Below are 26,294 nucleotides of genomic sequence, written 5' to 3'. Positions count from 1 at the left end.
CCTCGTGAAATCAGATTGCCGGAAACCGGCCGAGCTGGAGGAACAGGCCGTACCAGTCCTCCATGTGCCAGGTCGTGGTGATGCGCCCGCCGTCGAGCGCGTGGAATTCATGGATGCGGAAGCGCACCGCCTTGCCGGTCGGCGCGATGCCGAACAGCTCGCCCTCGTGGGTGCCGGTGATCTCGCCGCGCACGGCGATCCTGCCGGGCGCCTGGACCATGTCATGGACGACGATCCGGACGTCGGGGAACGCGGCGATGACGCTGCGGATGATCGGCTTCATGCCGGCCGGGCCGGGCGCCTGGCCCGGCGCCAGTGGAATGTCGTCCCAGTCCGGTGTGACGGCCTCGTCGATCAGGTCGGGGTCGTGCAGGCTGAAGGCGTCGTACAGGCGCTGCACCGCATGGCGCTCCCTGGCCAGGCGGCTGTCATCCTGGGTCACCGCATTCGAAATCATCTCCTGTCCTTTCTCGAATAGCGCCGGAGGTCGGCGCCTGGAGAGGATTATGGAGACGCGGTAAAATCTATCCAACAAATAGAGCTGATACACCAATATACGAATCATGGATTTTTATGGCGTGGACCTGAACCTGTTGGCGGCTTTCGACGCGCTCATGCAGGAGCGCAACGTGACGCGCGCCGCTGTCCGCATGAACGTCAGCCAGCCGGCCATGAGCGCGGCCCTGGCACGCCTGCGGACGCTGTTCGGAGACAGGCTGTTCCAGCGCAGCGCCGCCGGCTTGCTGCCGACGCCACGCGCCTACGAGATGGCGGAACCGGTTGCGCGTGCCCTGCGCGAGTTCGAGTCGGTGTTCGCGCCGCCGGAGCGCTTCGATCCCGGCACGGCAGTGCTGCGTTTCGGACTCGGCCTGTCCGACTATCCGGCATTCATCCTCTTGCCGTCGCTGCTGGGCGTGGTGGCGCGCGAGGCGCCGGGCGTGGGCGTGGATGTACGCGCGTTCTCCGGACGCGATGAAGCCGTGGAACTGCTCGATGCCGGCAAGATCGACCTCGCGATCGGGGTTGCGCCGACTGTGCAGGAGAGTCGCATCCTGAGCCGCCCGATCCTGCGTGACGAATTCGTGACGCTGGTGCGCAGGGACGCCGTGCAGGCGCGCCGCAAACTCGACCTGGACGCCTACCTGGCGATGCGCCACGTTCTTGTCTCTCCGGAGGGGAGCCGCTACGGCGTCGTCGACCAGGCGCTCGCCGACCACGGCCTGCAGCGGCGCGTCCAGGTGACGATGCCGCACATGTTCGCGGTTCCCGCGCTGCTGCGCGAAGCGGACATGGCGGCGACGCTGTTGCGGCGCGTCGCCCTGTACTCCGCGCAGGCGGCCGAGTTGATCATGTTCCCGCCGCCGGTACCCTTGCCGGAGGTCGCCTTCCATCAGATCTGGCACCGGCGCAATGACGAAAAACCGTCGCAGCGCTGGCTGCGCGAGGCCGTCGATCGGATTGCCGCCGGGTTCCGCTAGGGCGCCGCCCAGCCAGCCTCGCGCTCGGCCAGCACACGGTCGATCAGCCCGTATTCCGTGGCCTGGGCGGCCGACATGTAATTGTCGCGATCCGAATCCTTCTCGATCCGGGAAAGCGCCTGGCCGGTGCGCTCGGCCAGGATCGTGTTCAGGCGATGCCGCTGGTACAGGACCTCGCGCGCCTGGATCTCGATGTCGCTGGCCACGCCCTGCGAGCCGCCGTGGGGCTGGTGGATCATGATGCGAGCGTTCGGCAGGGCATAGCGCTTGCCGATTGCGCCAGCGGCCAGCAGGAAGGAGCCCATGCTGGCCGCGAAGCCCGTGCACAGGGTGGAGACGTCCGGCTTGACGAACTGCATGGTGTCGTAGACCGCCATGCCGGCGTAGACCGAGCCGCCGGGCGAATTGATGTAGAGGGCGATGTCCTTCTCGGGATTTTCGGACTCGAGGAAGAGCAGCTGGGCGACGATCAGGTTGGCCGACTGCTCCGTCACTTCGCCGACCAGGAAGATCACGCGTTCCTTCAGCAGGCGCGAGTAGATGTCGAAGGCGCGCTCGCCGCGGCCCGTCTGTTCGATCACGGTGGGCACCAGGCCCAGGGAAGAATGTGCTGTCATGTCCGTCCTTTCGCGCTAGAGTGGAACCACGGAAGCGATTCCTGCCCGCTTGACGCATGCCGCCTCCCGGATGTGACGCGAGAAAAAATTTTTTCCGGACCTGTCACATCCGGCCGCCGCCGAGCGTCAAGTGGCACCACCACCGCATGAGGAGACCCGTGATGCCATCGACCGCCGACCCGGACGGCGCGCTGTTCGAACAGCTGCGCCCACGCCTGACAGCCATCAGCCGCCGCATCGTCGGCAGCGAGGCGGAGGCCGAGGACATCGTGCAGGACTGCTTCCTGAAGTGGCAGCGTGCCGAGCGCAAGGCGTTGATGACGCCGGCGGCATGGCTGACCACGGTCGTGCAGCGACGCTCGATCGACCTGCTGCGCAGGCGCGCGCGCGAGGCGCTGGCGGCGCAGCTCGCCCGCGAACTCCAGCTTGACACCGCGCCGGCCCTGCCGGAAGAAGGCTTGCTGCGGGAGGCCGACGCCGGGGAAGCGTTTGCACGCCTGCTGGCCCGCCTGACGCCGTCCGAACGCCTGGCGCTGGTGCTGCACGAAGTGTTCGATTGCAGCCACGCGGACATCGCCGCCGTGCTCGGGACCGGGGCGGCGAACGCGCGCCAGCACCTTGCCCGCGCGCGCCGGCGGCTGCGGGAGGAAAGGGAAGACACCGCGCGCGAGGAAAGGCTGTGCCGCGAACTGGTGCGCCGCTTCCAGGCGGCGATCAACGGCCTGGACGTGCCGGCCCTGGTCACGCTGCTGCTTGACGAGCAGCCGATGATGGTGCGTGAATCACCAGGCATGCTCGCCGGCCGCGGTCCCTGCGCGAACGATGCAATGTATTGCGTTGCCGCGTGTGCCTAGCCGACAGCCCGGGCTGTGCGCGTTTCATTGCATGGGCGTCACCACCGGGATCGTGACATGCGACGGATACCTTGCTGACCGGTAGATGCGGTGCGTCGCCGGCCGGAAGTCGCTGTCTTTCGCCGAGAAGATGTTGGGTACGAAGGTCTGCGGATTGCGGTCGATGAGCGGGAACCAGCTGCTCTGCACCTGCACCATCAGGCGGTGGCCCTTGCGGAAGGTGTAGTTCTGCGTGTGCAGGCTGAACGGGTAGGGCAGCACGGCGCCGGCTTGAATCGCCGCGGGCTGCTCGAAGCCCTGGCGGTAGCGCCCGCGGAAGACTTCGCTGGAGACCATCAGCTGGTAGCCCGACATCGGCCAGTTGCCTGACACGTGTTCGGGATAGACGTCGATCAGCTTGACGATCCAGTCGGCGTCGCTGCCGGTGGTCGAGGCGAACAGCTTCGCCGTGACCTTGCCGGCGATGGTGAGGTCGGCCTCCAGCGGCGCGCTTTCCCATGTGAGCACGTCCGGACGGCCGTCGACGAAGCGCTGGTCCTCGACCAGCCAGGTCGACCAGGCCGAGCCGCCGGGGAAATAGGTGGCCTGGATCGGGCGGTGCCGATAGGGTACCGGATGGGCCGGGTCGGACACATAACTGTCGAAACCTTCGCCATCGCCCTTCGGCGCCGAGAACGACAGCGAGCGGCCTGCGCCGAAATACAGCTTGCGCTGCTCGACGCCGGTCTTCGGGGGCCAGGTGTCCCACCGCCGCCACCGGTTGCTGCCTGCTTCGAAGGTCAGCGCCTCCGGCAGGTCGGGCTTGCCCTGGCCCTTCAGGTGGTAGGCGAACCAGGGGATCTCGATCCGCTCGCGATAGTATTTTGCCGTCGCGCTGTCGAACCCGATCGCGCCCAGCGCGTCGCCCGGCCCGACCCGCGCGCCGCCATGCTTCCAGGGCCCCACCACGAGGTAGTTCAGGCCGCGCTTGTCGCGCTGTTCGAGCGTCTCGTAGATCTTCATCGGGCCGTAGAAATCCTCCTGGTCCCACCACCCGGCAACGTTCAAGGTAGGCACCTTGAGCTCCGCCGTGTCGATGGCGAAGGCGCGCCGCTGCCAGAAGGCGTCGTAGTCCGGGTGGGCCGTGAAATCGTTCCAGGTCGCGATCCTGTTCCGGAAGATGTCGCGGTTCACGTTGGCGAGCGAACCGAGTCCGAGGTACCAGGTGTAGGTGTCGTAGCGGTCGAAGGCGAACTGGGCGTTGCCTTTGCCGGCCTCCATCATGTAGGCGTACTCGAAGCCGTAGCTCAGGCGGAAAGCGCCGTTGTGGTAGAAGTCGTCGCCCAGCCACATGTCGGCGGGCGAGGCCATGGGCGCGATCGCCTTCAGGGCAGGGTGGGGTTCGAGCGAGGCCATGACGGACGTCCAGCCCAGGTAGGAGTTGCCCAGCATGCCGACCCGGCCGTTATTCGCAGGGACATTCTTCAGCATCCACGCGATGCTGTCCCAGGCATCGGTGCCTTCGTCGAGACTCCTGGTGTCGCCCGCCTTGCGCGCGGGACGCAGCATCACGAAGTCGCCTTCCGATCCGAATTTGCCGCGGATGTCCTGGAAGGCGAAGATGTAGCCATCCTCGGCCAGTTCCTTGTAGCGGCTTTCGATCGCCTGGGCCGAATCGTCGATGCCATAGGGCGTGCGCAGGAACAGGATGGGCAGCGCCGCCTTCGGATTGGCCGGCACGAAGATTTTCGTGCGCAACTTCACGCCGTCGCGCATGGGGATCATGACGTCGCTGACCGTCCATTGCGCGGGGCGGGTCCTTGCCGTCTCGAGGGCTGCCTCCTGCGCGGCGGCCGGGGACGCGATCCCGCCCAGCGTGGCTGCGAGAGCAAAGGCGATGCAAGTGTGCGGCATGAGTCGGGCAAGATCGGTCATGGGCGTCTCCGGTTGGGCAATCACATCCGTCGTATTTTCATATTTAGAAAAATATGCTGAATATGAAATATAGGTGATTGCCGTATGCAGTGCAACTGCGGTGTCAGGTCTGACATTCGGACACGGCCTCTGCGCTAGCCCTTGCTTAAAGCTCAGCTCGTGTCTAAATGTCAGACCTGACACCCAGGGGTGGATTGGAGGAAGTCGCACGATGGTCGTCGGGCGGATGGCGGGAGGCAACGTCGGCGAAATCCAACTCTTCGCTTGGTGTTCAGCATTAATTTCCCAAGGGATACCCGTTTTTTGCTACCCTTGGCAGGTGGACAGCAACGAGAAAACAGGCCTGGTCCTCACAGGCGGTGGAGCGCGCGCCGCCTATCAGGCCGGCGTGATGCATGCCATCGCCCGCATCCTCGCGGACGCCGGCCGTCCGGCGCTGCGTTCTCCCTTCCACATCATCTGCGGCACCTCGGCCGGCGCCCTGAACGCCACCGCGCTGGCCTGCCGCGCCGACGATTTTTCAAGCGCCGTGCGAGGCCTGCTGGGTGTCTGGGAAGGCGTCGCCGCCCACCAGGTCTACCGCGCCGATTCGCTGGCCGTGCTGCGGTCGGGCGCGCGCTGGCTCTCGCTCCTGTCCTTCGGCTGGCTGCTGCGCAAGTGGCACGCGTCGCCGCCGCAGTCGCTGCTGGATAACACCCCGCTGGCCGGCCTGCTGCACCGCGCGCTCGACCTGCCGCGCCTGGATGCGGCGCTGGCCGACGGCGTGCTGGACGCGCTGGCGATCACCGCGTCCTCGTACAGCAGCGGCCAGCACATCACCTTCTACCAGGCCGCGCGCGAGATCGCGCCCTGGATCCGCCACCAGCGCCTGGCGCTGGCGACCCAGATCAGCGTCGAGCACCTGCTGGCCTCGAGCGCCATTCCCTTCATCTTCCCGGCCGTGCCGCTGTATCTCGCCGGGCGGCGCGAATACTGCGGCGACGGCTCGATGCGGCAGTTGGCGCCGATCGCGCCGGCCATCCACCTGGGCGCGAGCCGGGTGCTGGTGGTGGGAGCGGGGCGCATGTCCGAGCCGGCGCTCGACCCCAGCCCGGACAGCGGCTACCCGAGCCTGGCGCAGATCGGCGGACATGCGCTGTCCTCGATTTTCCTGGACAGCCTGGCGGCCGACATCGAGCGCCTGCAGCGCATCAACCAGACCCTCGAGCGCGTCGCGCCGGAAGCACGCGGCTACCTGCCGCTCAAGCGCGTGGAACTGCTGGTGATCGCGCCCTCCGAGCGCCTGGACGACATCGCCGCGCGCCACGTCCATAGCCTGCCGGCGCCGGTGCGCACCCTGCTGGGCGGGATCGGGGCGCTGGAGTCGCGCGGCTCGGCGCTGGCCTCCTACCTGCTGTTCGAAGGCAGCTACACGCGCGAGCTGATCCGCCTCGGCGAACACGATACCCTGGCCCGGCGCGACGACGTGCTCGCCTTTTTCCCGGAGTAGGCCGAGCCGATGCGCACCCTGATCCGACTCCTCGCCGGCCCGCTGTTGCTCGTGACGCTGCTGGTCCTGAGCGCCGCGGCACTGGCCTCGGCGCCGCGCCCGACCCTGCGCTTCGAGCACCTGTCGGTGGGCGACGGCATGGCCCAGGAATCGGTGCTGGCCGTGGTCCAGGACCGCGACGGCTTCATGTGGTTCGGCACCCAGAGCGGCCTGTCGCGCTTCGACGGCTACCGCGTCATCAACTACCGCGCGGTGCCCGGCAAGCCGCGCGCGCTGTCGAACAACTGGGTGCGGGTGCTGCACCTGGACCGCCACGGCCGCCTGTGGCTGGGCACCGACGGAGGGCTCAACCTCTTCGATCCGATCACCCAGTCGTTCACCCAGTTCACGCCCGAGGAGACTTCGCGGCGCGGCAACGGCAACCGCCACATCAACGCCATCGTCGGCGACGGCGAGGACGGGCTGTGGATCGGCACCAACGACGGCCTGCAGCACTTCGACACGGTGCTGCGCCGCTTCACCACCTGGCACCACGCGCGCGGCGACGAGCGCTCGCTCAGCGACGACAACGTCAACGCGCTCGCGATGGACGCGGCGGGGCGCCTGTGGATCGGCACCGGCGGGGGCCTGGACAGCCTGGGGCCGAAGCGCGAGCGCATCGAGCACCATCCTTCCCGCCTGGGCCCGCGCCAGAATCCCGTGCATGCCCTGATGGTCGACGGCGAACAGCGCCTGTGGGTGGGCCGCCTGGGCGGCCTGGAACGGCATGAACTGCGCGGCCCCAGGGCGGGCGCGGTGCGCCGCTTCGGCCCCGCGGACGGCATCGGACAGTGGTGGATCACGGCCCTGTACCGCGACGCCGCCGGCGAGATCTGGGTCGGCACCCACGACGACGGCCTCCTGCGCTGGCGCGGCCGCGAGGACAGCTTCGACAGCCATCGCCACGCGGTGACCGACCGCCACAGCCTGGGCGACAACCAGGTCTCGGCGCTGTACCGCGACCGCCTCGGCACCTTCTGGGTCGGCACCTGGTATGCGGGCGTGTCGCGCGTGGATCTCGGCAGCGGCGGCTTCGCCCGCATCGTGCGGCGCGGCGAGGCGCTCGACACCCTGGCCGACAACAAGGCGCGCGCGCTGCTCGCCGATGAGGGCACCGGCAAGATCTGGGTCGGCACCGGCACGGCGCTGAACCACGTCGACCCCGCCACCGGCAAGACCACGGTCTACCGCCACGAGCCGGACAACCCGAACAGCATCATCGACGTCCCCGCCGCCGCGCTGGCGCGCGACCGGCAGGGCCGGCTCTGGATCGGCAGCCGCAACGGCGTCACGGCCTTCGACGCCGCCACGCGCCGCTTCTCGCGCCTGCGCCTGCCTGGCGACGCCGACGCCAACAATGTGCGCGGCATGCTGGCGGGGAACGATGGCTACATCTGGATCGCCACCCGTGGCGGACTGCACCGGCTCGATCCCGAAACGCGCCAGGTCGAGAGCCACCGCCACGACCCGGCCAGGTCGGCCAGCCTGGCCGACGACATCGTGCGTCCGATCCTGCAGGACCGGCGCGGCCGGATGTGGATCGGCACCTTCGACGGCCTGGACCTGATGTACCGCGCCAGCGGCCGCTTCCGCCATTTCCGCCACGATCCCTTCGATGCGGCCAGCCTGAGCCACGACGAGGTGCACCACCTGTTCGAGGACAGCCGCGGCGACATCTGGGTCGGCACGGCCGTGGGCCTGAACCGCATGGTGACGGCGAAGGACGGATCGGTTTCGTTCGTGCGCTACACCACCCAGCACGGCCTGGTCGACGACGCGGTGGCTGCGATCCTGGAAGATGCGGACGGCCGCCTGTGGATCAGCACCAGCAGCGGGCTGTCCAGCTTCGACCCGGAGAGCGGGCGCTGGCGCAGCTATACGGCGGCCGACGGCATCACCGAGGGCGCCTTCTTCGACGGGGCCGCCTTGCGAACAAGCGACGGCACCCTGTACTTCGGCGGTTTCAACGGCATCACGGCGTTCGATCCGCGCGCGATCCGCGACAACCGGGTGGCGCCGCGTCCCGTGATCACGGGCATGGCGATCTTCAACCAGCCGGTCGAGCAGGCGCTGCCCGGCCTGCTCAAGGGGCCGATCGAGCATGCGGAATCGATCACGCTGCCGCCCAGCGCCTCGGTATTCTCGCTCGAATTCTCGGCGCTGCACTTCGCCGCGCCGGAGCGCAACCGCTTCGCCTACCGCCTGGACGGCTTCGACGAGCACTGGGTGCAGGCCGACGCGGGAAAACGCTTCGCCACCTATACCAACCTCGATCCCGGCACCTATGTGTTCCGGGTGCGCGCCGCCAACAAGGATGGCGTCTGGAGCGAGCAGGTGGCGGCGCTGGCGATCACGATCGAGCCGCCGCCCTGGGGCACGCCCTGGTTCCGCGCGGCCGTGCTGGCGCTGCTGCTGGCCCTGGCCTATGGCGGGGTGCGCCTGCGCCTGTCCGGCCTGCGCAAACAGAAGGAGCAGCTGGCGCTGCAGGTCAGCGCCCGTACCGAGGAGGTCGAGCGCCAGAACCGCGTGCTGGAGCGCCAGACCGAGGAGCTGCGCGACCAGGAAGGGCGGGTGCGCCAGCAGTCCAACGAACTGGCGCGCGCCTACCGCGCGCTGCAGGAGAACGAGGAATTCCTGCGCCAGGCCAAGCAGCGCGCCGAGGACGCCACCCGCCAGAAGTCCGAGTTCCTGGCGAATATGAGCCACGAGATGCGCACCCCGCTGGCCGGCGTGATCGGCATGCTGGGCTTCGCGCTGCGCGACCCGGCGCTGCGCGACAGCACGCGCGAACAGATTGGACTCGGCCAGGCCAATGCCCAGGCCCTGCTGGCGATCATCAACGACCTGCTCGATTTTTCCAAGATCGAGGCGGGCAAGCTCAGTATCGAGAACATCGACTTCGACCTGCACGCGGCGATCCGCGGCGTGGCCAGCCTGTTCGAGGAGCAGGCGGCGGGCAAGAGCGTCGGCTTCGAGGTCAAGCTGGGGGCAGGCGTGCCGCGTTTCGTGGAGGGTGACCCGACCCGGCTGCGCCAGGTGCTGGTGAACCTGGTCGGCAATGCCTTCAAGTTCACGACCTCGGGCAGCATCAGCGTGCAGGTGGAGCGCCGCGACGACGACCAGGTGCGCGGGGAGGGCTGGAACATGGTGCGCTTCACCGTGCGCGACACCGGCATCGGCATCGCGCCGGAAGCGCTGCCGCGCCTGTTCCAGAAGTTCGAGCAGGCCGATGCCGGCACCACGCGCCGCTACGGCGGCACCGGCCTGGGCCTGGCCATCTGCCGCCAGCTGGTGACCCTGATGGGCGGTTCGATCGGCGTCAACAGCGTGGCGGGCAAGGGCAGCACCTTCAGCGTGCTGCTGCCGCTGGCCGACGGCGCAGAACCGCCGCAGGTGGAGATCGCGCCGCGCGTGCCGCACACGCACCGCCTGCGCATCCTGTGCGCCGAGGACTTCCCGACCAACCAGATCATCGCGCGCACCATGATCGAGGAAATGGGCCACGGGGTCGACATCGCCGACAACGGCCTCCAGGCGGTGGCGGCCTGCGCCCGCACCCGCTACGACCTGGTGCTGATGGACGGGCGCATGCCCGAGATGGACGGCGCCACCGCGACCCGCATCATCCGCGCGGGCGGCACGCCGGATGCGCAGGTCACGGACGCGCACGTGATGATCGTGGCCCTGACGGCCAACGCCAGCGAGGAAGACCGCGCACGCTACCTGGCCTGCGGCATGGACGCTTTTCTCACCAAGCCGATCGACGAGTGCGCGCTGCACGCGCAGGTCTCGCGCGCCATCGAGCGCCAGCTGGCGCGCGGCGTGGACCTGCCGCCCATGCCGCCGGCCCCGAATTCGCCGATGGCGGCGCTGGACGCCATGTTTGGCGTCGCGCCGGAGCGTGAGGCGCTGGAATCGAATGCGGGCCGCCGCGCCGACGACCTGCGCAGCCGCCTGCGCGCGGCCTTCGCCGCCGACCTGCCGCGGCGCCGGGCCGAACTCGATGCGGCGATCGCGGCCGGCGACATGAGCGAGGCGGGCAGGGTGCTGCACGGCCTGCGCGGCAGCGCCGCCCACCTGGGTGAAAAGGCGCTGGAAGCGCTGTGCGCCGAGCTGGAGGCAGCCGCCGACGCGGGCGATATCGAGGCCCTGGTGGCGGGCGGCGTGCGCCTGGGACTTCGCCTGGCCGAGTTCCAGCACGCCTGAGCGCCGGGCCGGCTGCCGGCCCACTATAATGCCGTCATGATCGATACGATGGTGGCGGCATGAAGGTCCTGGTGGTGGACGACGACGTGGTCTCGCGCATGATGCTGATGCATCAGGTTGACGGCTGCGTGCGCGCGGAAATCCTGGAGGCGGAAGACGGCGAGCACGCCTGGCGCCTGCTGGCCGGGGGACTGCGGCCCGGGGTCGTGTTCTGCGACCTGCGCATGCCCCACCTCGACGGCCTGGGCCTGCTGGCGCGGCTGCGCGCCGACGCCGCCACGGCGTCCATTCCCTTCGTGCTGGTCTCGGCCGCCTCGGATGCCGAGACCCTGGAACAGGCCGGGCGCCTCGGCGCCGACGGCTATATCGCCAAGCCCTTCCGCATCGATGCGGTGCGCGCCGAGCTTGGCAGGCTGCTGCCGGCCGGCGAGCCCGGCGAAGACCCGCAGGCGGTGGCCGGGCGCCTGGGCATCACGCTCGAGCGCCTGCTGGTCTACCTGGCCGGCCTGCGGCGCCAGCTCGAAGAGGCGCAACAGGGCGGCGGGCCGGGTGCGACGCGCCTGGCGGAAGGTTGCGCCACCCTGGGCCTGCTCGATGCCGCGGCGCGCCTGCGCACAGCCGGCGACCCCGACGCCATCGCGCAGGCCCTGGCTGCGGTGGACCGCCAGGATGCGCTCGCGCGCAAGGCCGGCGCCGATTCTGCTTGCTGACTGAGTTGCTTTAGATTTAAAGTATCTGCGGCCGTTGTCTTAACCTCAACAGGGACCCCGATATGACCGACGCCGCCGTCAACGACCTCCCGCTCGCGCCTTCCGGCTATGCCGACGGCTTCGCACGCGCGATGCTGCCGCCCGTCGAGGAATGGCCGGAACTGCGCTTCGATTCTCCCGAGCTGCAGTACCCGCAGCGCCTGAACGCGGTGGCCGAGCTGTTCCAGGTGGCCCTTGTCCGCGGCTGGAACGGCCGCACCGCACTGATCGGGGCGCGCGAGCGCCTCAGCTATGCCGAGCTCTCCGCCCGGGTCGACCGCATCGCCCACGTGCTGCGCCACGACCTCAGGCTCGCCACCGGCAACCGGGTGCTGCTGCGCGGCGCCAACTGCCCGATGATGGCGGCCTGCATCCTGGCCGTCATCAAGGCCGGCTGCATCGCGGTGCCGACCATGCCGCTGCTGCGCGCGCGCGAGCTGGACACCATCGCCGAGCGCGCCAGGGTCGACGCGGTCTTGTCGGCGGCCTCGCTGCGCGCCGAAGTCGATGCGATGGCGCGTCCCGGGCTGCCGCTCCTGCTCTTCGACGACCCCGATTCGCCCGCTGGGCTGGAAGCGCGCATGGCGGCCCACGATGCGCCTTTCGCCGCGCCCGACACCGCGGCCGACGACGTCTGCCTGATCAGCTTCACCTCCGGCACCACCGGCGTGCCGAAGGGTACCATGCACTTCCACCGCGACCTGCTGGCGATCTGCGACTGCTTCCCGCGCCACACCCTGCGTTCGCGCATCGACGACGTCTTCATCGGCACGCCGCCGCTGGCCTTCACCTTCGGCCTGGGCGGGCTGCTCCTGTTCCCGCTGCGCGTGGGAGCGAGCGCGGTCCTCATCGAAAAGCTGACGCCCGAAACCCTTCTCAAAGCGATCGAGGAGCAGCGCGCCACGGTCTGCTTCACCGCGCCCACCTTCTACCGGCAGATGGCCCAGCTGGCCGATCGCTTCGACCTGTCCAGCCTCACGCGGTCGGTGTCGGCGGGCGAGGCCCTGCCGGTGGCCACGCGTGCGGCGTGGAAGGAGGCGAGCGGCCTGGAGATGATCGACGGGATCGGCGCCACCGAGATGCTGCACATCTTCATCTCCGCCGCCGGCGCGGACGTGCGGCCCGGCGCCACCGGCAAGCCGGTGCCGGGCTATGTCGCCTGCATCCTCGACGCCCACGGCCTGCCGGCCGGGCCGGGCGTGATCGGGCGCCTGGCGGTGAAGGGGCCGACCGGCTGCCGCTACCTGGACGATCCGCGCCAGCGCGACTACGTCGTCAACGGCTGGAACATCACCGGCGACGCCTACGAGATGGACGAGGACGGCTATTTCCACTACCGCTCGCGGCTGGACGACATGATCATCTCGGCCGGCTACAACATCGCAGGCGCCGAGGTCGAGGAAGCCCTGCTGCACCATCCTGCCGTGGCCGAATGCGGGGTGGTGGGGCGGGCGGATCCGGAACGCGGCCAGGTGGTCGAGGCCCATGTCGTGCTCAAGCCCGGCCATGCGGCTTCAAGCGATACCGCGCTGGCGCTGCAGGAATTCGTCAAGGCCCGGATCGCGCCGTATAAATACCCGCGCGTGGTGCGCTTTCGCGAACAGCTCCCGCGCACCGAAACCGGTAAACTGCAACGGTTTAAATTGCGCATGAACGAGGGCTGAGGATCATATGAAGGATGCGGAAGGGCAGGACGAAGCGAAAGAGCCTTTGGAAGCGCCCGGGCTGGACCTGGCCAGCCGCCTGACGCTGGAACACCACCAGTCGCTCAAGCTGTGGTTGCGCATGCTCTCGTGCACCGTGCGCATCGAGAACGAGATCCGCACCCGCCTGCGCGCAACCTTCGGCATCACCCTGCCGCGCTTCGACCTGATGGCCCAGCTCGAGCGCCACCCGGAAGGCATGCGCATGGGCGAGCTGTCGAAACGCATGATGGTCACCGGCGGCAACGTCACCGGCATCACCGACCAGCTCGAGCGCGAGAAGCTGGTGCAGCGGGTGCCCGATCCCAGCGACCGGCGCGCCTGGGCGGTGCGCCTGACCCCGGCGGGCCGCACGGCCTTCGCCGACATGGCGGCCGTGCACGAGCGCTGGATCGACGAAATACTGGCCGATATCCCGGCCGAGGACAAGTCGGCGCTGATCGGCATACTGACGTCCATGAAGGGGCGCCTGCGTATCGACGACGGGCGTTGACGCGAATACACGCGTCACTGTTCTGATTTGGCAAGACGGCTGGTACAATATGGGGCTGCCGACATGCGCCGACGCGCCTGTCCAGAAGTGTCGCATACGCGCACGTCGCCATAGTACAATGGATAGTACAAGGTCCTCCTAAGACTTAGATGCAGGTTCGATTCCTGCTGGCGACACCACTTCCCGTCTCCCGTCCCGGTGTTTGCCTGAGGCTCGGCTATACTGCCGGATTCGCTCTCCGGCGCACCAGCGTCCGTTTCCATGTTCTTCCCCGTAGCTGAACGGCCTGATGCCGTCGAATCCCTGATGGCTGCCCATGACTGGGCCGGCATGTCCTGTGGCGACCCCGCCACCTGGGAGCCGGCGCTGCAATACGCGGTGCGCCGCATGCTCGACACGGAAAACCCGCTCTTCATCCTCTGGGGCGAAGCAGGACTGCTGTTCTACAACGATGCCTGCCTGCCCCTGCTGGGCGCACTGCATCCGGCGGCCCTGGCGCATCCGGTCGCCATGGTCTGGCCGGAGGCGGCACTGGCCCTGGCGCCAGTGCTGCGCGAGGCGCTGGCAGGCCATCCCGTGCGCCTGCGCGACCTGCCGTTCTCGCCGGCGGTCAGCGGCACGCCGTTGCGCCGCCTCGACGGCGAAGTGGGCGGCCTGAGTTTCGCGGTCGACTCCAGCCCGGCCCACGGGCGGCTGGCGACCGCCCTGGATGCGGCCGGCGTGGCGACCTGGGACTGGGACGTGCGCGCGAACCGCCTGCACGCCGACGCCAACCTGCGCGCGCTGTACGGCGTTGCCGACGCCGTGGGCGCCGACGCTCCGGTGGAGACCTACCTCGCGGCCATCCATCCGGATGACTTGCCCCGGGTGCAGGCACGCATCGAGCGCGCACTGGCCAGCGGCGAGCCCTTCAGCGACGCCTACCGTGTCCGCGGCCGCGACGGCATCTGCCGCCATGTGGAAGCGCGCGGCAAGGTGGCGTTCGGCCAGGACGGCCAGCCGTCCTGGCTGTCCGGCGTGGCGCTCGACGTGACCGCGCGCATGGAAGCCGAACTGCGCTTTCGCGAGATCGCCAACGCCATGCCACAGGCGGTCTGGTCGACCCGGCCGGACGGCTTCCACGACTACTACAACGACCAGTGGTACAGCTTTACCGGCGTGCCCTATGGTTCGACGGACGGCGCAGGCTGGAACGATCTCTTCCACCCCGACGACCGGGAGCTGGCCTGGGAAAAGTGGCGCGAGTCGCTGCGCACCGGCAAGACCTACGAGATCGAGTACCGCCTGCGCCACCGCTCCGGCCACTACCGCTGGGTGCTCGGGCGCGCGCTGCCGGTGCGCGACGACAGCGGGGCCATCGTGCGCTGGATGGGCACCTGTACCGACATCCACGAACAGAAGCTGACCCAGCAGGCGCTGCAGCAGGCCGACCGCCGCAAGGACGAGTTCCTGGCCATGCTGGCCCACGAGCTGCGCAATCCGCTGGCGCCGATCGTCACCGCGGCCTCGCTGCTGACCCTTACCACGGGCGTGCCGGAGCGGGTGCAGCAGGTCGGCAAGGTGATCTCGCGCCAGGCCACCCACATGACCGGCCTGATCGACGACCTGATGGACGTCTCGCGCGTCACGCGCGGCATGGTGACGCTGGACAAGGACAGGGTGCAGCTATCAGGCGTGATCGACGACGCCGTCGAGCAGGTACGTTCCCTGGTCGAGGGCCGCGGCCACCGGCTCGAGCTGCGCGCCGCGCTTGGCGACGCCTTCGTGGCGGGCGACCGCAAGCGCCTGGTCCAGGTGCTGTCGAATATCCTCGGCAATGCGGCGAAATACACGCCGGCGCACGGCCACATCGTGCTCGAGGCCGGCATCCAGGACGGCCGCGCCGTGGTGTCGGTGCGTGACAACGGCATCGGCATGGCGCCGGAACTGGTTGCCAGCGCCTTCGAGCTCTTCCACCAGGGCAAGCGTAGTCCGGACCGTTCGCAGGGTGGCCTGGGCGTCGGCCTGGCGCTGGTGCGCAGCCTGGTGCAGCTGCACGGCGGATCGGTGAGTGCGGCCAGCGAAGGGGAAGGGCGGGGCAGCACCTTCACGGTGAGCTTGCCCCTGCTGTCCTTGCCCGGCCAGGATGCGCCGGATGGCACCGCGGCCTTGCGCGTCACCGGCCATGCGCTGCGGGTGCTGGTGGTGGACGACAACGTCGACGCGGCCGAGCTGGCGGCCATGCTGCTGGAGCTGCTCGGCTACCAGGTCAGCGTCGAGTTCGGCGCGGAAGCGGCCCTCGAACGCGCCCGCCTCGAACAACCCCAGGTCTGCCTGCTCGACATCGGCCTGCCCGGCATGGACGGCAAGGAGCTGGCCCAGCGCCTGCGCCGCATTCCGGGGCTGGAAGGAGTGCGGCTGGCGGCGATGACGGGCTATGGGCAGCCGCATGACCTGCGCGCGAGTGCGGAGGCGGGGTTCGATGCGCATTTCGTCAAGCCCGTCGATGCCGGTGCGCTGGCGAATTGGTTAGCCTCGTAGGGTGGACGGGGGCGCCTAGCCGGCTTCGCCGTCCGCGCGTTCAACCACACGGTGATTTGTCGCGGCGCGTCAGTTCATCAGCGAGTTGAACGCGCGGACGGGAATTTAGTCCACTGGACTAAATTCCCCCGTCCACCCTACAACGGCCAGCCGGTACAATGCACGCTTCTCTTAATTTCTCACCGGCGCCCTGGCGCCGCAAGGTTCACGGATCATGGCTGTCATCTCCCTTACTTCCGCGCAGCTGGCCTTCGGCCACGTCGCGCTGCTCGACCACGCTGACTTTTCCCTCGAGACCGGCGAACGTGTCGGCCTGATCGGCCGCAACGGCACCGGCAAGTCCTCGCTGCTGAAGATCATTTCGGGCCGTTCGAAACTCGACGACGGCCTGCTGGTGATGCAGCAGGGCATCAAGATCGCCTATGTCGAGCAGGAGCCGGTCTTCGATCCGGAGGCGACCGTGTTCGACGCGGTGGCCGCGGGCATGGGCGACCAGCAGGCCATGCTGGCCGAGTACGAAGCCATTACCGGCCAGTTCGGCGGCGACAACGACGAGGCCCTGATGGAGCGCATGCACGAGCTGCAGCTCAAGCTCGACGCGCTCGACGGCTGGAACCTGGCGCACAAGGTCGACACGACCCTCGACCGCCTCGGGCTGAACCGGGAGGCGAAGATGGGCACCCTGTCGGGCGGGATGCAAAAGCGCGTGGCGCTGGCCGTGGCCCTGGTGTCCGGCCCCGACGTGCTGCTGCTGGACGAACCGACCAACCACCTGGACTTTACCTCGATCAAGTGGCTGGAAGGCCTGCTGCGCGAATACCGCGGCTCGGTGCTCTTCATCACCCACGATCGCAGCTTCCTCGACAACGTCGCCACCCGCATCATCGAACTCGATCGCGGCCGCCTGCTTTCCTTCCCGGGCAATTTCTCGACCTACCAGGAGCGCAAGCGCGAGCTGCTCGCCAACGAGGAAGTCGAGAACGCCAAGTTCGACAAATTCCTGGCCCAGGAAGAAGTGTGGATCCGCAAGGGTGTGCAGGCGCGCCGGACCCGCGACGAAGGCCGCGTGCGTCGCCTGGAAGCGCTGCGCCTGCAGCGCGCCGCCCGCCGCGAGCAGCAGGGCACGGTCAGGCTCGAGGTCGCGTCTGGCGAGCGTTCGGGCAAGATCGTGGCCGATATGGAAAACATCTCGAAGGCCTACGGTGAGAAGGTCATCGTGAGCAACTTCACCGGCACCATTTTGCGCGGCGACAAGGTGGGCCTGATCGGCCCCAACGGCGCCGGCAAGACGACCTTGCTCAAGATCATCCTGGGCGACGAGACCGCCGACAGCGGCAGCGTCAAGCTCGGCACCAAGCTGAACGTGGCCTATTTCGACCAGATGCGCGCCCAGCTCAACGAAGAGGCGAGCCTGGCCGACACGATCTCTCCGGGCAGCGACTGGGTCGAGATCAATGGCCAGAAGAAGCATGTGATGACCTACCTCAACGACTTCCTGTTCGCGCCGGAACGTGCGCGTTCACCGGTGAAGTCGCTCTCCGGTGGCGAGCGCAACCGCCTGCTGTTGGCGCGCCTGTTCGCCAAGCCGGCCAACTGCCTGGTGCTGGACGAACCGACCAACGACCTCGACATCGAGACCCTGGAATTGCTGGAAGAATTGCTCGAGGAATACACGGGCACCGTCTTCCTCGTCAGCCACGACCGCACCTTCCTCGACAACGTCGTGACACAGGTGATCGTGTCTGAAGGCAACGGTCTGTGGCGTGAATACGTCGGTGGATACAGCGACTGGGAGAGGGTGAAAGCCACCGAGCGCGCCCCTGCGCCGAAGGCGCCGGCAGTTGCGGCGGCCACCCCGGCCCCGGCCAAAAACAGCGAAATGTCATCTACCGCACAGAGTACGTCTGGCAAAAAGGTAAAGTTGAGCTACAAGGAGCAGCGAGAGCTGGAGGAACTTCCCCAGCTGATCGCCACTCTCGAGGATGAGCAGTCCGCCATCACAGCCCAGCTGAACTCGGCGGACTTCTACAAGCAGAATCCCGGCGATGCGCGGCGCCTGAGCGAGCGTCACGCCGAGATCGATGACCTGCTGCTCGACGCCCTGGATCGCTGGGAGCGCATCGAAGCCCGCGCCAGGGGCGAGTAGCGAAATGTAAATCAATAAGCGGCAGGCCAGGCGCCTGCGACCAGAGGACATGACCGAGCACAACGAATCCCGTACCGCTCCAGCAAGCCCTGCGTTATCGGTCGACGCACCTTTGTTCAGCCGCGCCGCCTGGGCGCGGATACTGCCTTTCGCCGCCTACATCTTCTTCATCGTCCTCGGCGACCTGCTCGAGCGGGCCGGCTTCGCCCGCGCCGAGCTGCGCTGGCTCTATCCGGTGCAGGTGGGCATCGTGGCCGTGCTGCTGGCCGTGTTCTGGCGCCGCTACCACGAACTCCACGTCCCCCTTCCCAAGCCCGCGCAATTGTTCACCGCAGTTGCCGTCGGCGTCCTCGTACTGGTGCTCTGGATCAATCTCGACGCGCCCTGGATGACGGTCGGATCCAGTCCCGGCTATGACCCCACCAGCGACGGCGCCATGAACTGGCCGCTGGTCGTCATCCGCATCCTCGGGGCCGCGCTGGTCGTGCCCGTCATGGAAGAGCTGTTCTGGCGCTCCTTCGTGATGCGCTGGGCCGATGCAGCCGACTTCGAGGCCCTCGAACCTGCCCGGGTCGGCATCAAGGGTTTCCTGATTTCCAGTGTCCTGTTCGGTTTCGAGCACAACCTGTGGCTGGCCGGCATCGTTGCCGGTGTCGCCTATGCACTCGTTTATATGCGCCACCGCAACTTGTGGTCGGCCGTGCTCGCCCACGCTGTCACCAACGGCATGCTTGGCGCCTGGGTCGTCGCGACCGGCAGCTGGCAGTTCTGGTGATCCCCTCAGCGACATCGAAGAAGATGAAAAACATGATGCATTCACGCCCACATACCCGCGTCCCGCTGGCCCTGCTGCCGGCACTGGTCGGCGCATTGTTCCTCCTGCCCGGCGCGGCCAGCGCCGCCGAACCCGAAGAAGGCCTGCGCCTCTACGGCGGCATCGGCTGGGGCTACGACGACAACCTGCTGCGCGTGCCGGACAACCGGCCCGCCTTCGGCGGCAAGAAGAGCGACCGCTGGCGCCAGGCTGAGGCCGGTGTCGTCTACAACAAGCGCATCAGCCGCCAGCGCGTGGCCGTGGTCGCCAAGGCCTCCAAGGTGAACTTCGACCACTTCCAGCAGCTCGACTACGACGGCCGTGACCTGCAGGGCACCTGGTTCTGGGAAGTCGGCAACAAGTTCGAAGGGCAGGTGGGGGCGCTCTACAACCGTACCCTGGCCCCCTACACCGACTTCTTCAGCGACGAGCGCAATGTGCGCGAGCAGCGCCGCCAGTGGATCGACGCCGGCTACAAGATGCATCCGAGCTGGAAGATCCGCACCGGCTTCACGCGCGACCGCTACGAGTACGAACTGCTGCGCCAGCGCTGGAACAACCGTACCGAGCGGGCGAGCGAGGCCGAGCTGCTCTACACGCCTCGCTCCGGCAGCTCCGTCGGCCTGGTGGCGCGCCGGGTCAAGGGTGTCTATCCCTTCCGCCGTCCCGCCGCCACCGGCGTGCTGGTCGACGACTTCACCCAGGACGAGCTCAAGGTCCGCGTCAACTGGTATGCGAGCGGCTCGACGACCCTGCAGGCCCTGGCCGGCTATGTGCGGCGCGAACAGCTGTCCTTCGGGGAAGGCAAGACCAGCGGCTTCAACGGCCGCCTGAACGCCACCTACACGCCGAAAGGCAAGATCAGCTACAACGCCTCGCTCTGGCGCGAATTCGCCCCGATCGAGAGCACCATCGTCAGCTATACGCTGAACCGCGGCGCCAGCGTAGGCGCCACCTGGCAGGCCACCGGCAAGGTCAAGGTCGAGGGCAATGCCGCCTACGAGCAGCGCGCCTACAACCCGCGCGAAGCCTTCAGCGGCAGGGGAGAGCTGAGCGACTCCCTGCGCACCGCCAGCCTGCGCGCCACCTGGCAGGCCAAGCGCAAGATCGCGGTCTCGGCCGGCTGGCAGCACCAGTCCCGGAGCGGATCGCAGAACCTGGGCCTGGGTAAATTCGACGCCAACACCGTCATGGTGAACGCGAACGTGCTGTTCTGAGCACCGCAGCAATCACGAAGGTCCACATGACGGTCAACGATATCCCGATCATCTCCTTCTTCCAGCGCGTGCTCGACCCCCTGATCATCATGGGGACCCTGTACCTGGCCACGCTGTACTACGGCGAGCCCTTCTCGGGCTACTCGCTGGTGCTGATGATCCTGGCATTCTTCATCTCCTCGGCCATCTACCAGCACGTCGACCCCTACCGCACCTGGCGCAGCGGCCGCATGCTGGCCTATGCGCGCGACACGGTGTTCGGCTGGTGCCTGACCATGGCCGTGCTCTATTTCCTGGGTTCGGCCAGCGGCCTGAAATACTTTTATGACGAGCGGGTGCTGCTGGCCTGGTTCATCGCCACCCCGCTCACCATCCTGGCCAGCCACCTGGCGGTGCGCAAGGCGACAGGCAGCCGCGACCGTTCGCGCGAGGTGCGCTCGATCGTGGTGGTCGGCTGCAACGATGTCGGCATCAAGTTCGCCGGCGTGTGCGAGCGCCATCCCAACCTCTTCATGGAGGTGGAAGGCTTCTTCGAAGACCGCAACGACGAGCGCCGGCCCGCGAACATGAAGCACCCGGTGCTGGGCGGGATGGCCGACGTCTGCCAGTACGTGCGCCAGCACAATATCAAGATGATCTTCATCAGCCAGCCGATCTCGGCCCAGCCGCGCATCCGCAAGCTGATCGACGAGCTGAAGGACACCACGGCCTCGGTCTATTTCCTCCCCGACGTCTACGTCTTCGATCTGATGCAGGCGCGCTTCGATACCGTGGGCGGCATGCCGGTGATCGCCATCAGCGAAACTCCCTTCATGGGCTTCAACAGCGTGATCAAGCGCGGCAGCGACATCCTGATCGGCAGCATCATCCTGCTGCTGATCTCGCCGCTGATGCTGGTGATCGCCATCGCCGTCAAGCTCAGTTCGCCCGGCCCCATCATCTTCCGCCAGCGCCGCTACGGCCTGTATGGCGAAGAGATCTACGTCTATAAATTCCGCTCGATGACGGTGACCGAGGATGGCGCGAGCGTGGTGCAGGCCCAGAAGAACGACCAGCGGGTAACGAAGATCGGCGGCTTCCTGCGCCGTACCTCGCTCGACGAGCTGCCCCAGTTCATCAACGTGCTGCAGGGACGCATGAGCCTGGTCGGCCCGCGCCCGCACGCCGTCGCGCACAACGAACTGTACCGCAAGCTGATCAAGGGCTACATGCTGCGCCACAAGGTGCGCCCGGGCATCACCGGCTGGGCCCAGGTCAACGGCTTGCGGGGCGAGACGGCGACGCTCGACAAGATGGAAGCGCGCATCCAGCACGACCTCGACTACCTGCGCAACTGGTCGCTGTGGCTGGACCTGTGGATCATCATCAAGACGGTGAAGGTTGTACTGACGCGCGAGAACGCGCACTAAGCAATACCCTACTGAACCGACGACCGCTGGCGACATCGAATACAGAATCCGGGTATGGTCGGGTTTTGAGAAAAGTCATCAATTGTCGACAAACTGTCGACATTTACTGGTGAAAACACTTTAAATTCGCTTTGGAAATAAATCGCTTAGGCTTGACTTAAACGCCACACGCACGATTGCATACTTGCTTGCATGACCATGCCAGCTGCGTAGAATCGTTGATGAGTTTGCAACTTGCCGGGGCCGGCTTGGTCTGGTTCTGCACGGGAACAAGAACATGAAAAAAGCGTTGATCACCGGTGTCACGGGCCAGGACGGCTCCTACCTGGCGGAGCTGCTGCTCGACAAAGGCTACGAGGTACACGGCATCAAGCGCCGCGCCTCGCTGTTCAACACCGGCCGCATCGATCACATCTACCAGGACCCGCACGCCGACAATCCGCGCTTCATCCTGCATTACGGCGACCTCACCGATACCTCGAACCTGACCCGCATCCTGCAGCAGGTCCAGCCGGACGAGGTCTACAACCTGGGCGCCATGAGCCATGTGGCGGTGTCCTTCGAATCTCCCGAATACACGGCCGACGTCGATGCGATCGGCACCCTGCGCCTGCTGGAGGCGATCCGCTTCCTCGGCCTCGAAAAGAAGACCCGCTTCTACCAGGCCTCGACCTCCGAGCTCTACGGCCTGGTGCAGGAAACCCCGCAGCGCGAGAGCACGCCTTTCTATCCGCGCAGTCCCTATGCGGTGGCCAAGCTCTACGCCTACTGGATCACGGTGAACTACCGCGAGGCCTATGGCATGTATGCCTGCAACGGCATCCTGTTCAACCACGAATCCCCGCGCCGCGGCGAGACCTTCGTCACCCGCAAGATCACCCGCGCGCTGGCGAATATCTCGCAGGGCCTGGAGCACCAGCTGTTTCTTGGCAACCTGGACGCGCTGCGCGACTGGGGGCATGCGCGCGACTACGTGCACATGCAGTGGCTGATGCTGCAGCAGGACAAGCCCGAGGACTTCGTCATCGCCACCGGCCGCCAGTATTCGGTGCGGCGTTTCGTGGAGATCGCGGCGAACGAGCTCGGCATCGAGATCACCTGGCAAGGGCAGGGCGTCGACGAGCGCGGCCTGGTCGCGAGCATCCATGGCGACAGGGCGCCGGGCGTGGTCGTCGGCCAGCCCATCGTTGCCGTCGATCCGCAGTATTTCCGTCCGACCGAGGTCGAGACGCTGCTGGGCGACCCGAGCCGTGCGCGCGAGCGCCTCGGCTGGGAGCCCACAACCTCTTTCGAAGCGATGGTGCAGGAGATGGTGGCGCACGACCTCGACACGGCGCGCCGCCACAAGCTGCTGGCATCGCATGGCTACAACGTTGCACTTTCACTGGAGTAATCGTGTTGAACATTCAGCAGAAGCAGAACGAGCCGCGCATCTACGTCGCCGGCCACCGCGGCCTGGTCGGTTCCGCCATCGTGCGCGTGCTGCGCGCCCAGGGTCACACCAATATCGTCACCCGGACCCACCAGGAACTGGAACTCACCGACCAGTCCCAGGTGCGCGAATTCTTCCGCACCGAGCGCATCGACCAGGTGTATCTCGCCGCGGCCAAGGTGGGCGGCATCCACGCCAACAACACTTATCCGGCGGAGTTTATCTACGACAACATGATGGTGCAGGCCAATGTCGTCCATGAAGCCTGGCGCGCCGGCGTGCAGAAGCTGCTCTTCCTCGGTTCCTCCTGCATCTACCCGCGCCTGGCGGCCCAGCCGATCCGCGAGGAATACCTGATGAACGGCATCCTCGAGCCGACCAATGAACCCTATGCCATGGCCAAGATCGCCGGCATCAAGCTGTGCGAGAGCTACAACCGCCAGTACGGCACCGACTACCGCAGCGTCATGCCGACCAACCTCTACGGTCCCGGCGACAACTACCACCCCGAGAACAGCCACGTGATCCCGGCCCTGCTGCGCCGCTTCCATGAGGCGAAAGCGGGCGGGGCGCCGGAAGTGGTGATCTGGGGCAGCGGCAAGCCCATGCGCGAATTCCTCTATGTCGACGACATGGCCGCGGCCAGCGTCTACGTGATGAACCTGCCGGTGGAGGTGTACGCCGCGAACACCGACCCGATGCATTCGCATATCAATGTCGGCACCGGCGAGGACGTCACCATCGCCGAACTGGCCAGCCTGGTGGGAGAGACCGTCGGCTACCGCGGGCGCATCGTCTTCGATGCAAGCAAGCCGGACGGCACGCCGAGGAAGCTGCTGGACGTGTCCAAGCTGGCCGCCCTCGGCTGGCGCGCCAGCACGCCGCTGGCCGACGGCCTGCGTCGCGCCTACGAAGCCTTCCTGGAACAGCACGCCGTGCAAAGCAGGGAAGCCGAACGGGAGCCGGCCGCGGTGGCGGCGTGACGTGCGCTGCTGCCTGCGGCAGGCAGCAGCGCCGTAGAACAGCAGAGCGTTAGTTGACGAACAGAGAACGAATCGTGCGGAACCCAGAATGGTTGAGCGCCCTTTCCGGAGACATTGCACGAAAGAGCGGTACGAATAACAAGCAGGGCGCAGGCCCGAGGACAACGTCGAGGACACTATCTTGAAAACCTTCCATTTTGCAGCCAAGCACACCTCCCTCTCCACCCCCAAGCGCCTGCTGGGCACGGCGGCGCTGGTGCTGGCCGCGGCCGGCCTCGCGGGCTGCGGCGACAAGGACAAACCCGCTGAATCGAAACCTGGCCAGGCGCTGGCCAGCGTGAACGGCGAGGAAATCACGGTCTTGCAGCTGAACGAGGAAATGCAGCGCGCCGGCGTGCCGGCCGCCCGCCAGGGCGAGGCCGGCAAGCAGATCCTGCAGGCGCTGATCGACCGTGAGCTGCTGGAGTCCGAAGCGGCCAAGGAAAAGCTCGACCGCGACCCGAAGGTGATGCAGGCGATCGAGCGCGCCCGCTCCCTGATCATCGCCCAGGCCTATATGCAGAAACGCATCGGCGAGCCGCAGCGTCCCTCGGCCGCCGAGGTGGAAGACTACTTCAACAAGAATCCCCAGTTCTTCGCCAACCGCAAGCAGTTCGCGATGAACGAACTGATCCTCTCGGCCAACGACCTGACCCCGGAAGTGCGCGCCGCCGCCGACAGTGCCAAGTCGCTGGAAGAGGTCGCCGTCTTCCTCGACGCGCGCAACATCAAGTACGGCCGCGCCCAGGTCACCCGCAGCACCGCCGACCTGAATCCGCAGCTGTCCGCCAAGCTGCTGGGCATGCCCAAGGGCCAGCTCTTCGTCGTCAAGGAAGGCGAGCGCGCCATGCTGATCTCGATCGCCGAAGTGCGCGACGCCCCCGTCACCCTGGCCATCGCCGGACCGCAGATCAGCCAGTACCTGATGAACAAGAAGAACAAGGAACTGGCCGCCGCCGAGATCCAGCGCCTGCGCGGCACCGCCAAGATCGCTTACCTGAACAAGGACTATGCGCCGAGCGCCACCGCCCCGGCCAGCGCGACGCAAGTGGCGGGTGCGGGCGGACCGGGCCAGGCTTCGGTGGCGCCTGCGGGCGATACCGGCGCAACTGGAGCGGCGCCCACCGCCGTCCCGGATGCGGCCACGGCCGACAAGGCTGCGCTCGACCGCGGCGTGATGGGCCTGAAGTAAGCGGCAGGCAAGCGAAGAAGTAGAAACCAATAACGGAACCGAAGGGAAGGAACAATCATGAAACGATTCGTGAAGTGGATGATGGCCGCCGCGCTCGTGCTGACGGTCGGGATCGCCGGCGCCGCCGAAGTGCTGCTGGGACCGGGCGACGTGGTGAAACTGTCCGTGTACGGCAGCCCCGATCTCTCGCTCGAGACCCGCGTCAGCGAGAGCGGCAACATCACCTTCCCGCTGCTGGGCCAGGTCGCCGTGGGCGGCCTGTCGGTGGCGGCCGCCGAAAAGAAGATCGGCGACATGCTGGAGAAGGGCGGCTACCTCAAGAAAGCCCAGGTCAACATGCTGGTGACCACGCTGGCCAGCCAGCAGGTCTCGGTGCTGGGCTATGTCAACCGTCCGGGCCGCTACGCGGTGGAAGGGCGCCGCAAGGTGCTCGACCTGCTGGCCATGGCCGGCGGCATCCACGGCGACGGGGGCGACATGATCAACCTGGTGCGCACCCGCAACGGCAACACCACCCGCGAAACCATCGACGTGGTCGAGATGGTGCGCAAGGGCGAACTCAACAAGGATTATGAGGTGGCCGGCGGCGACATCATCTATGTCGAACGCGCCCCGCGCGCCTACGTCAGCGGCGAAGTCACCCGTCCGGGTCCCTTCCGCCTGGAGCGCGGCATGACCGTGCAGCAGGCGGTGGCGGCCGGCGGTGGCCTGAACCAGCGCGGCAGCAACAACGGCATGAAGATCACCCGGAAGGATGCCAGCGGCAACCCGGTGACGATTGATGTCAAAGCAAATGATCTGGTCCAGGTTGACGATGTAATCGTTGTCCGCGAATCCTGGTTTTAAGTAGGGTGGGCGGTCCTCCGCCCACGCGTTCAAAATGCTGGTGCGTCCATGCGGGCACGAGTCGAACGCGCGGTCGGCCGAGCCGACCACCCTACGTAGTAACAGCAGTGTTTTTGTCCACCCCGCTTGTCAAAGCAATGATGCAAAGGTAAGG

General features: G+C 67.2%; 19 protein-coding genes and 1 tRNA gene. 17 read left to right on the top strand and 3 right to left on the bottom strand.

Features of this window, described 5'->3' with window-relative positions; genetic code table 11:
- Positions 1–10: 10 nt before the first annotated feature.
- Complete coding sequence (locus NX780_RS14590; RefSeq protein WP_258828597.1) at positions 11–457, bottom strand: ester cyclase; 447 nt, start codon at positions 455–457, stop codon at positions 11–13.
- Positions 458–563: 106 nt separating this feature from the next.
- Between NX780_RS14590 and NX780_RS14585 the strand changes: the two genes are divergently transcribed.
- Positions 564–1,478 (top strand): LysR family transcriptional regulator, encoded by a 915-nt coding sequence (locus NX780_RS14585; RefSeq protein WP_258828596.1) that lies wholly within the window; start codon positions 564–566, stop codon positions 1,476–1,478.
- On the opposite strand, the gene clpP is transcribed toward NX780_RS14585, so the two are convergent.
- Complete coding sequence (gene clpP / locus NX780_RS14580; RefSeq protein ID WP_258828595.1) at positions 1,475–2,095, bottom strand: ATP-dependent Clp endopeptidase proteolytic subunit ClpP; 621 nt, start codon at positions 2,093–2,095, stop codon at positions 1,475–1,477. The two genes, NX780_RS14585 and clpP, sit on opposite strands and share 4 nt — an antisense overlap.
- Positions 2,096–2,256: 161 nt before the next feature.
- Here clpP and NX780_RS14575 point away from each other — a divergent pair, with 161 nt between their 5' ends.
- Positions 2,257–2,949: a sigma-70 family RNA polymerase sigma factor gene (locus tag NX780_RS14575; protein WP_258828594.1), complete on the top strand. Its 693-nt coding sequence runs from the start codon at positions 2,257–2,259 to the stop codon at positions 2,947–2,949.
- 24 nt (positions 2,950–2,973) lie between these two features.
- Here the strand turns inward: NX780_RS14575 and NX780_RS14570 are convergent, their stop codons facing one another.
- Entirely contained in the window at positions 2,974–4,863 is a 1,890-nt protein-coding gene (locus NX780_RS14570) for a CocE/NonD family hydrolase (RefSeq protein ID WP_258828593.1), read from the bottom strand.
- A 343-nt stretch (positions 4,864–5,206) separates the two neighbouring features.
- On the opposite strand from NX780_RS14570, the gene NX780_RS14565 reads away from it, so the two are divergent.
- The 15 genes from NX780_RS14565 to epsE all read left to right on the top strand — a co-directional run bounded on the left by NX780_RS14565 (position 5,207) and on the right by epsE (position 26,140).
- On the top strand, positions 5,207–6,352 hold the full coding sequence (locus NX780_RS14565; RefSeq protein WP_307732860.1) for a patatin-like phospholipase family protein: 1,146 nt from the start codon (positions 5,207–5,209) through the stop codon (positions 6,350–6,352).
- Positions 6,353–6,361: 9 nt separating this feature from the next.
- Complete coding sequence (locus NX780_RS14560; protein WP_258828591.1) at positions 6,362–10,597, top strand: hybrid sensor histidine kinase/response regulator; 4,236 nt, start codon at positions 6,362–6,364, stop codon at positions 10,595–10,597.
- Between the two features lie 59 nt (positions 10,598–10,656).
- Positions 10,657–11,307: a response regulator gene (locus NX780_RS14555; protein WP_258828590.1), complete on the top strand. Its 651-nt coding sequence runs from the start codon at positions 10,657–10,659 to the stop codon at positions 11,305–11,307.
- Between the two features lie 62 nt (positions 11,308–11,369).
- Entirely contained in the window at positions 11,370–13,010 is a 1,641-nt protein-coding gene (locus NX780_RS14550) for an AMP-binding protein (protein ID WP_258828589.1), read from the top strand.
- A 7-nt stretch (positions 13,011–13,017) separates the two neighbouring features.
- A complete protein-coding gene (locus tag NX780_RS14545; RefSeq protein ID WP_258828588.1) occupies positions 13,018–13,542 on the top strand; it encodes a MarR family winged helix-turn-helix transcriptional regulator in 525 nt (174 codons plus the stop codon).
- 104 nt (positions 13,543–13,646) lie between these two features.
- A tRNA-Arg gene (locus NX780_RS14540) sits at positions 13,647–13,721 on the top strand.
- Between the two features lie 127 nt (positions 13,722–13,848).
- Complete coding sequence (locus tag NX780_RS14535; protein WP_258828587.1) at positions 13,849–16,062, top strand: hybrid sensor histidine kinase/response regulator; 2,214 nt, start codon at positions 13,849–13,851, stop codon at positions 16,060–16,062.
- A gap of 214 nt (positions 16,063–16,276) precedes the next feature.
- Complete coding sequence (locus NX780_RS14530; RefSeq protein ID WP_258828586.1) at positions 16,277–18,208, top strand: ATP-binding cassette domain-containing protein; 1,932 nt, start codon at positions 16,277–16,279, stop codon at positions 18,206–18,208.
- A gap of 49 nt (positions 18,209–18,257) precedes the next feature.
- A complete protein-coding gene (locus NX780_RS14525; RefSeq protein ID WP_258828585.1) occupies positions 18,258–18,983 on the top strand; it encodes a CAAX prenyl protease-related protein in 726 nt (241 codons plus the stop codon).
- 32 nt (positions 18,984–19,015) lie between these two features.
- Positions 19,016–20,239: an XrtB/PEP-CTERM-associated polysaccharide biosynthesis outer membrane protein EpsL gene (gene epsL, locus NX780_RS14520; protein ID WP_258828584.1), complete on the top strand. Its 1,224-nt coding sequence runs from the start codon at positions 19,016–19,018 to the stop codon at positions 20,237–20,239.
- 26 nt (positions 20,240–20,265) lie between these two features.
- Positions 20,266–21,648, top strand: coding sequence for an undecaprenyl-phosphate glucose phosphotransferase (locus tag NX780_RS14515; protein WP_258828583.1), 1,383 nt, complete (start codon positions 20,266–20,268; stop codon positions 21,646–21,648).
- A 277-nt stretch (positions 21,649–21,925) separates the two neighbouring features.
- Positions 21,926–23,041 carry a GDP-mannose 4,6-dehydratase gene (gene gmd / locus NX780_RS14510; protein ID WP_258828582.1) on the top strand — a complete coding sequence of 372 codons (1,116 nt, stop codon included), beginning with the start codon at positions 21,926–21,928 and terminating at the stop codon, positions 23,039–23,041.
- A 2-nt stretch (positions 23,042–23,043) separates the two neighbouring features.
- A complete protein-coding gene (gene fcl, locus NX780_RS14505) occupies positions 23,044–24,063 on the top strand; it encodes a GDP-L-fucose synthase (protein ID WP_370663614.1) in 1,020 nt (339 codons plus the stop codon).
- A 181-nt stretch (positions 24,064–24,244) separates the two neighbouring features.
- Complete coding sequence (locus NX780_RS14500; protein ID WP_258828581.1) at positions 24,245–25,294, top strand: EpsD family peptidyl-prolyl cis-trans isomerase; 1,050 nt, start codon at positions 24,245–24,247, stop codon at positions 25,292–25,294.
- A 57-nt stretch (positions 25,295–25,351) separates the two neighbouring features.
- On the top strand, positions 25,352–26,140 hold the full coding sequence (gene epsE, locus NX780_RS14495; protein WP_258828580.1) for a polysaccharide export protein EpsE: 789 nt from the start codon (positions 25,352–25,354) through the stop codon (positions 26,138–26,140).
- Positions 26,141–26,294: the final 154 nt, after the last annotated feature.

Source organism: Massilia agri (assembly GCF_024753255.1).
GTDB classification, from domain to species: Bacteria; Pseudomonadota; Gammaproteobacteria; order Burkholderiales; family Burkholderiaceae_D; genus Telluria; species Telluria agri.
Note: the sequence above shows the minus strand (reverse complement) of the source record. Positions and strands in the feature narration are given on the sequence as shown.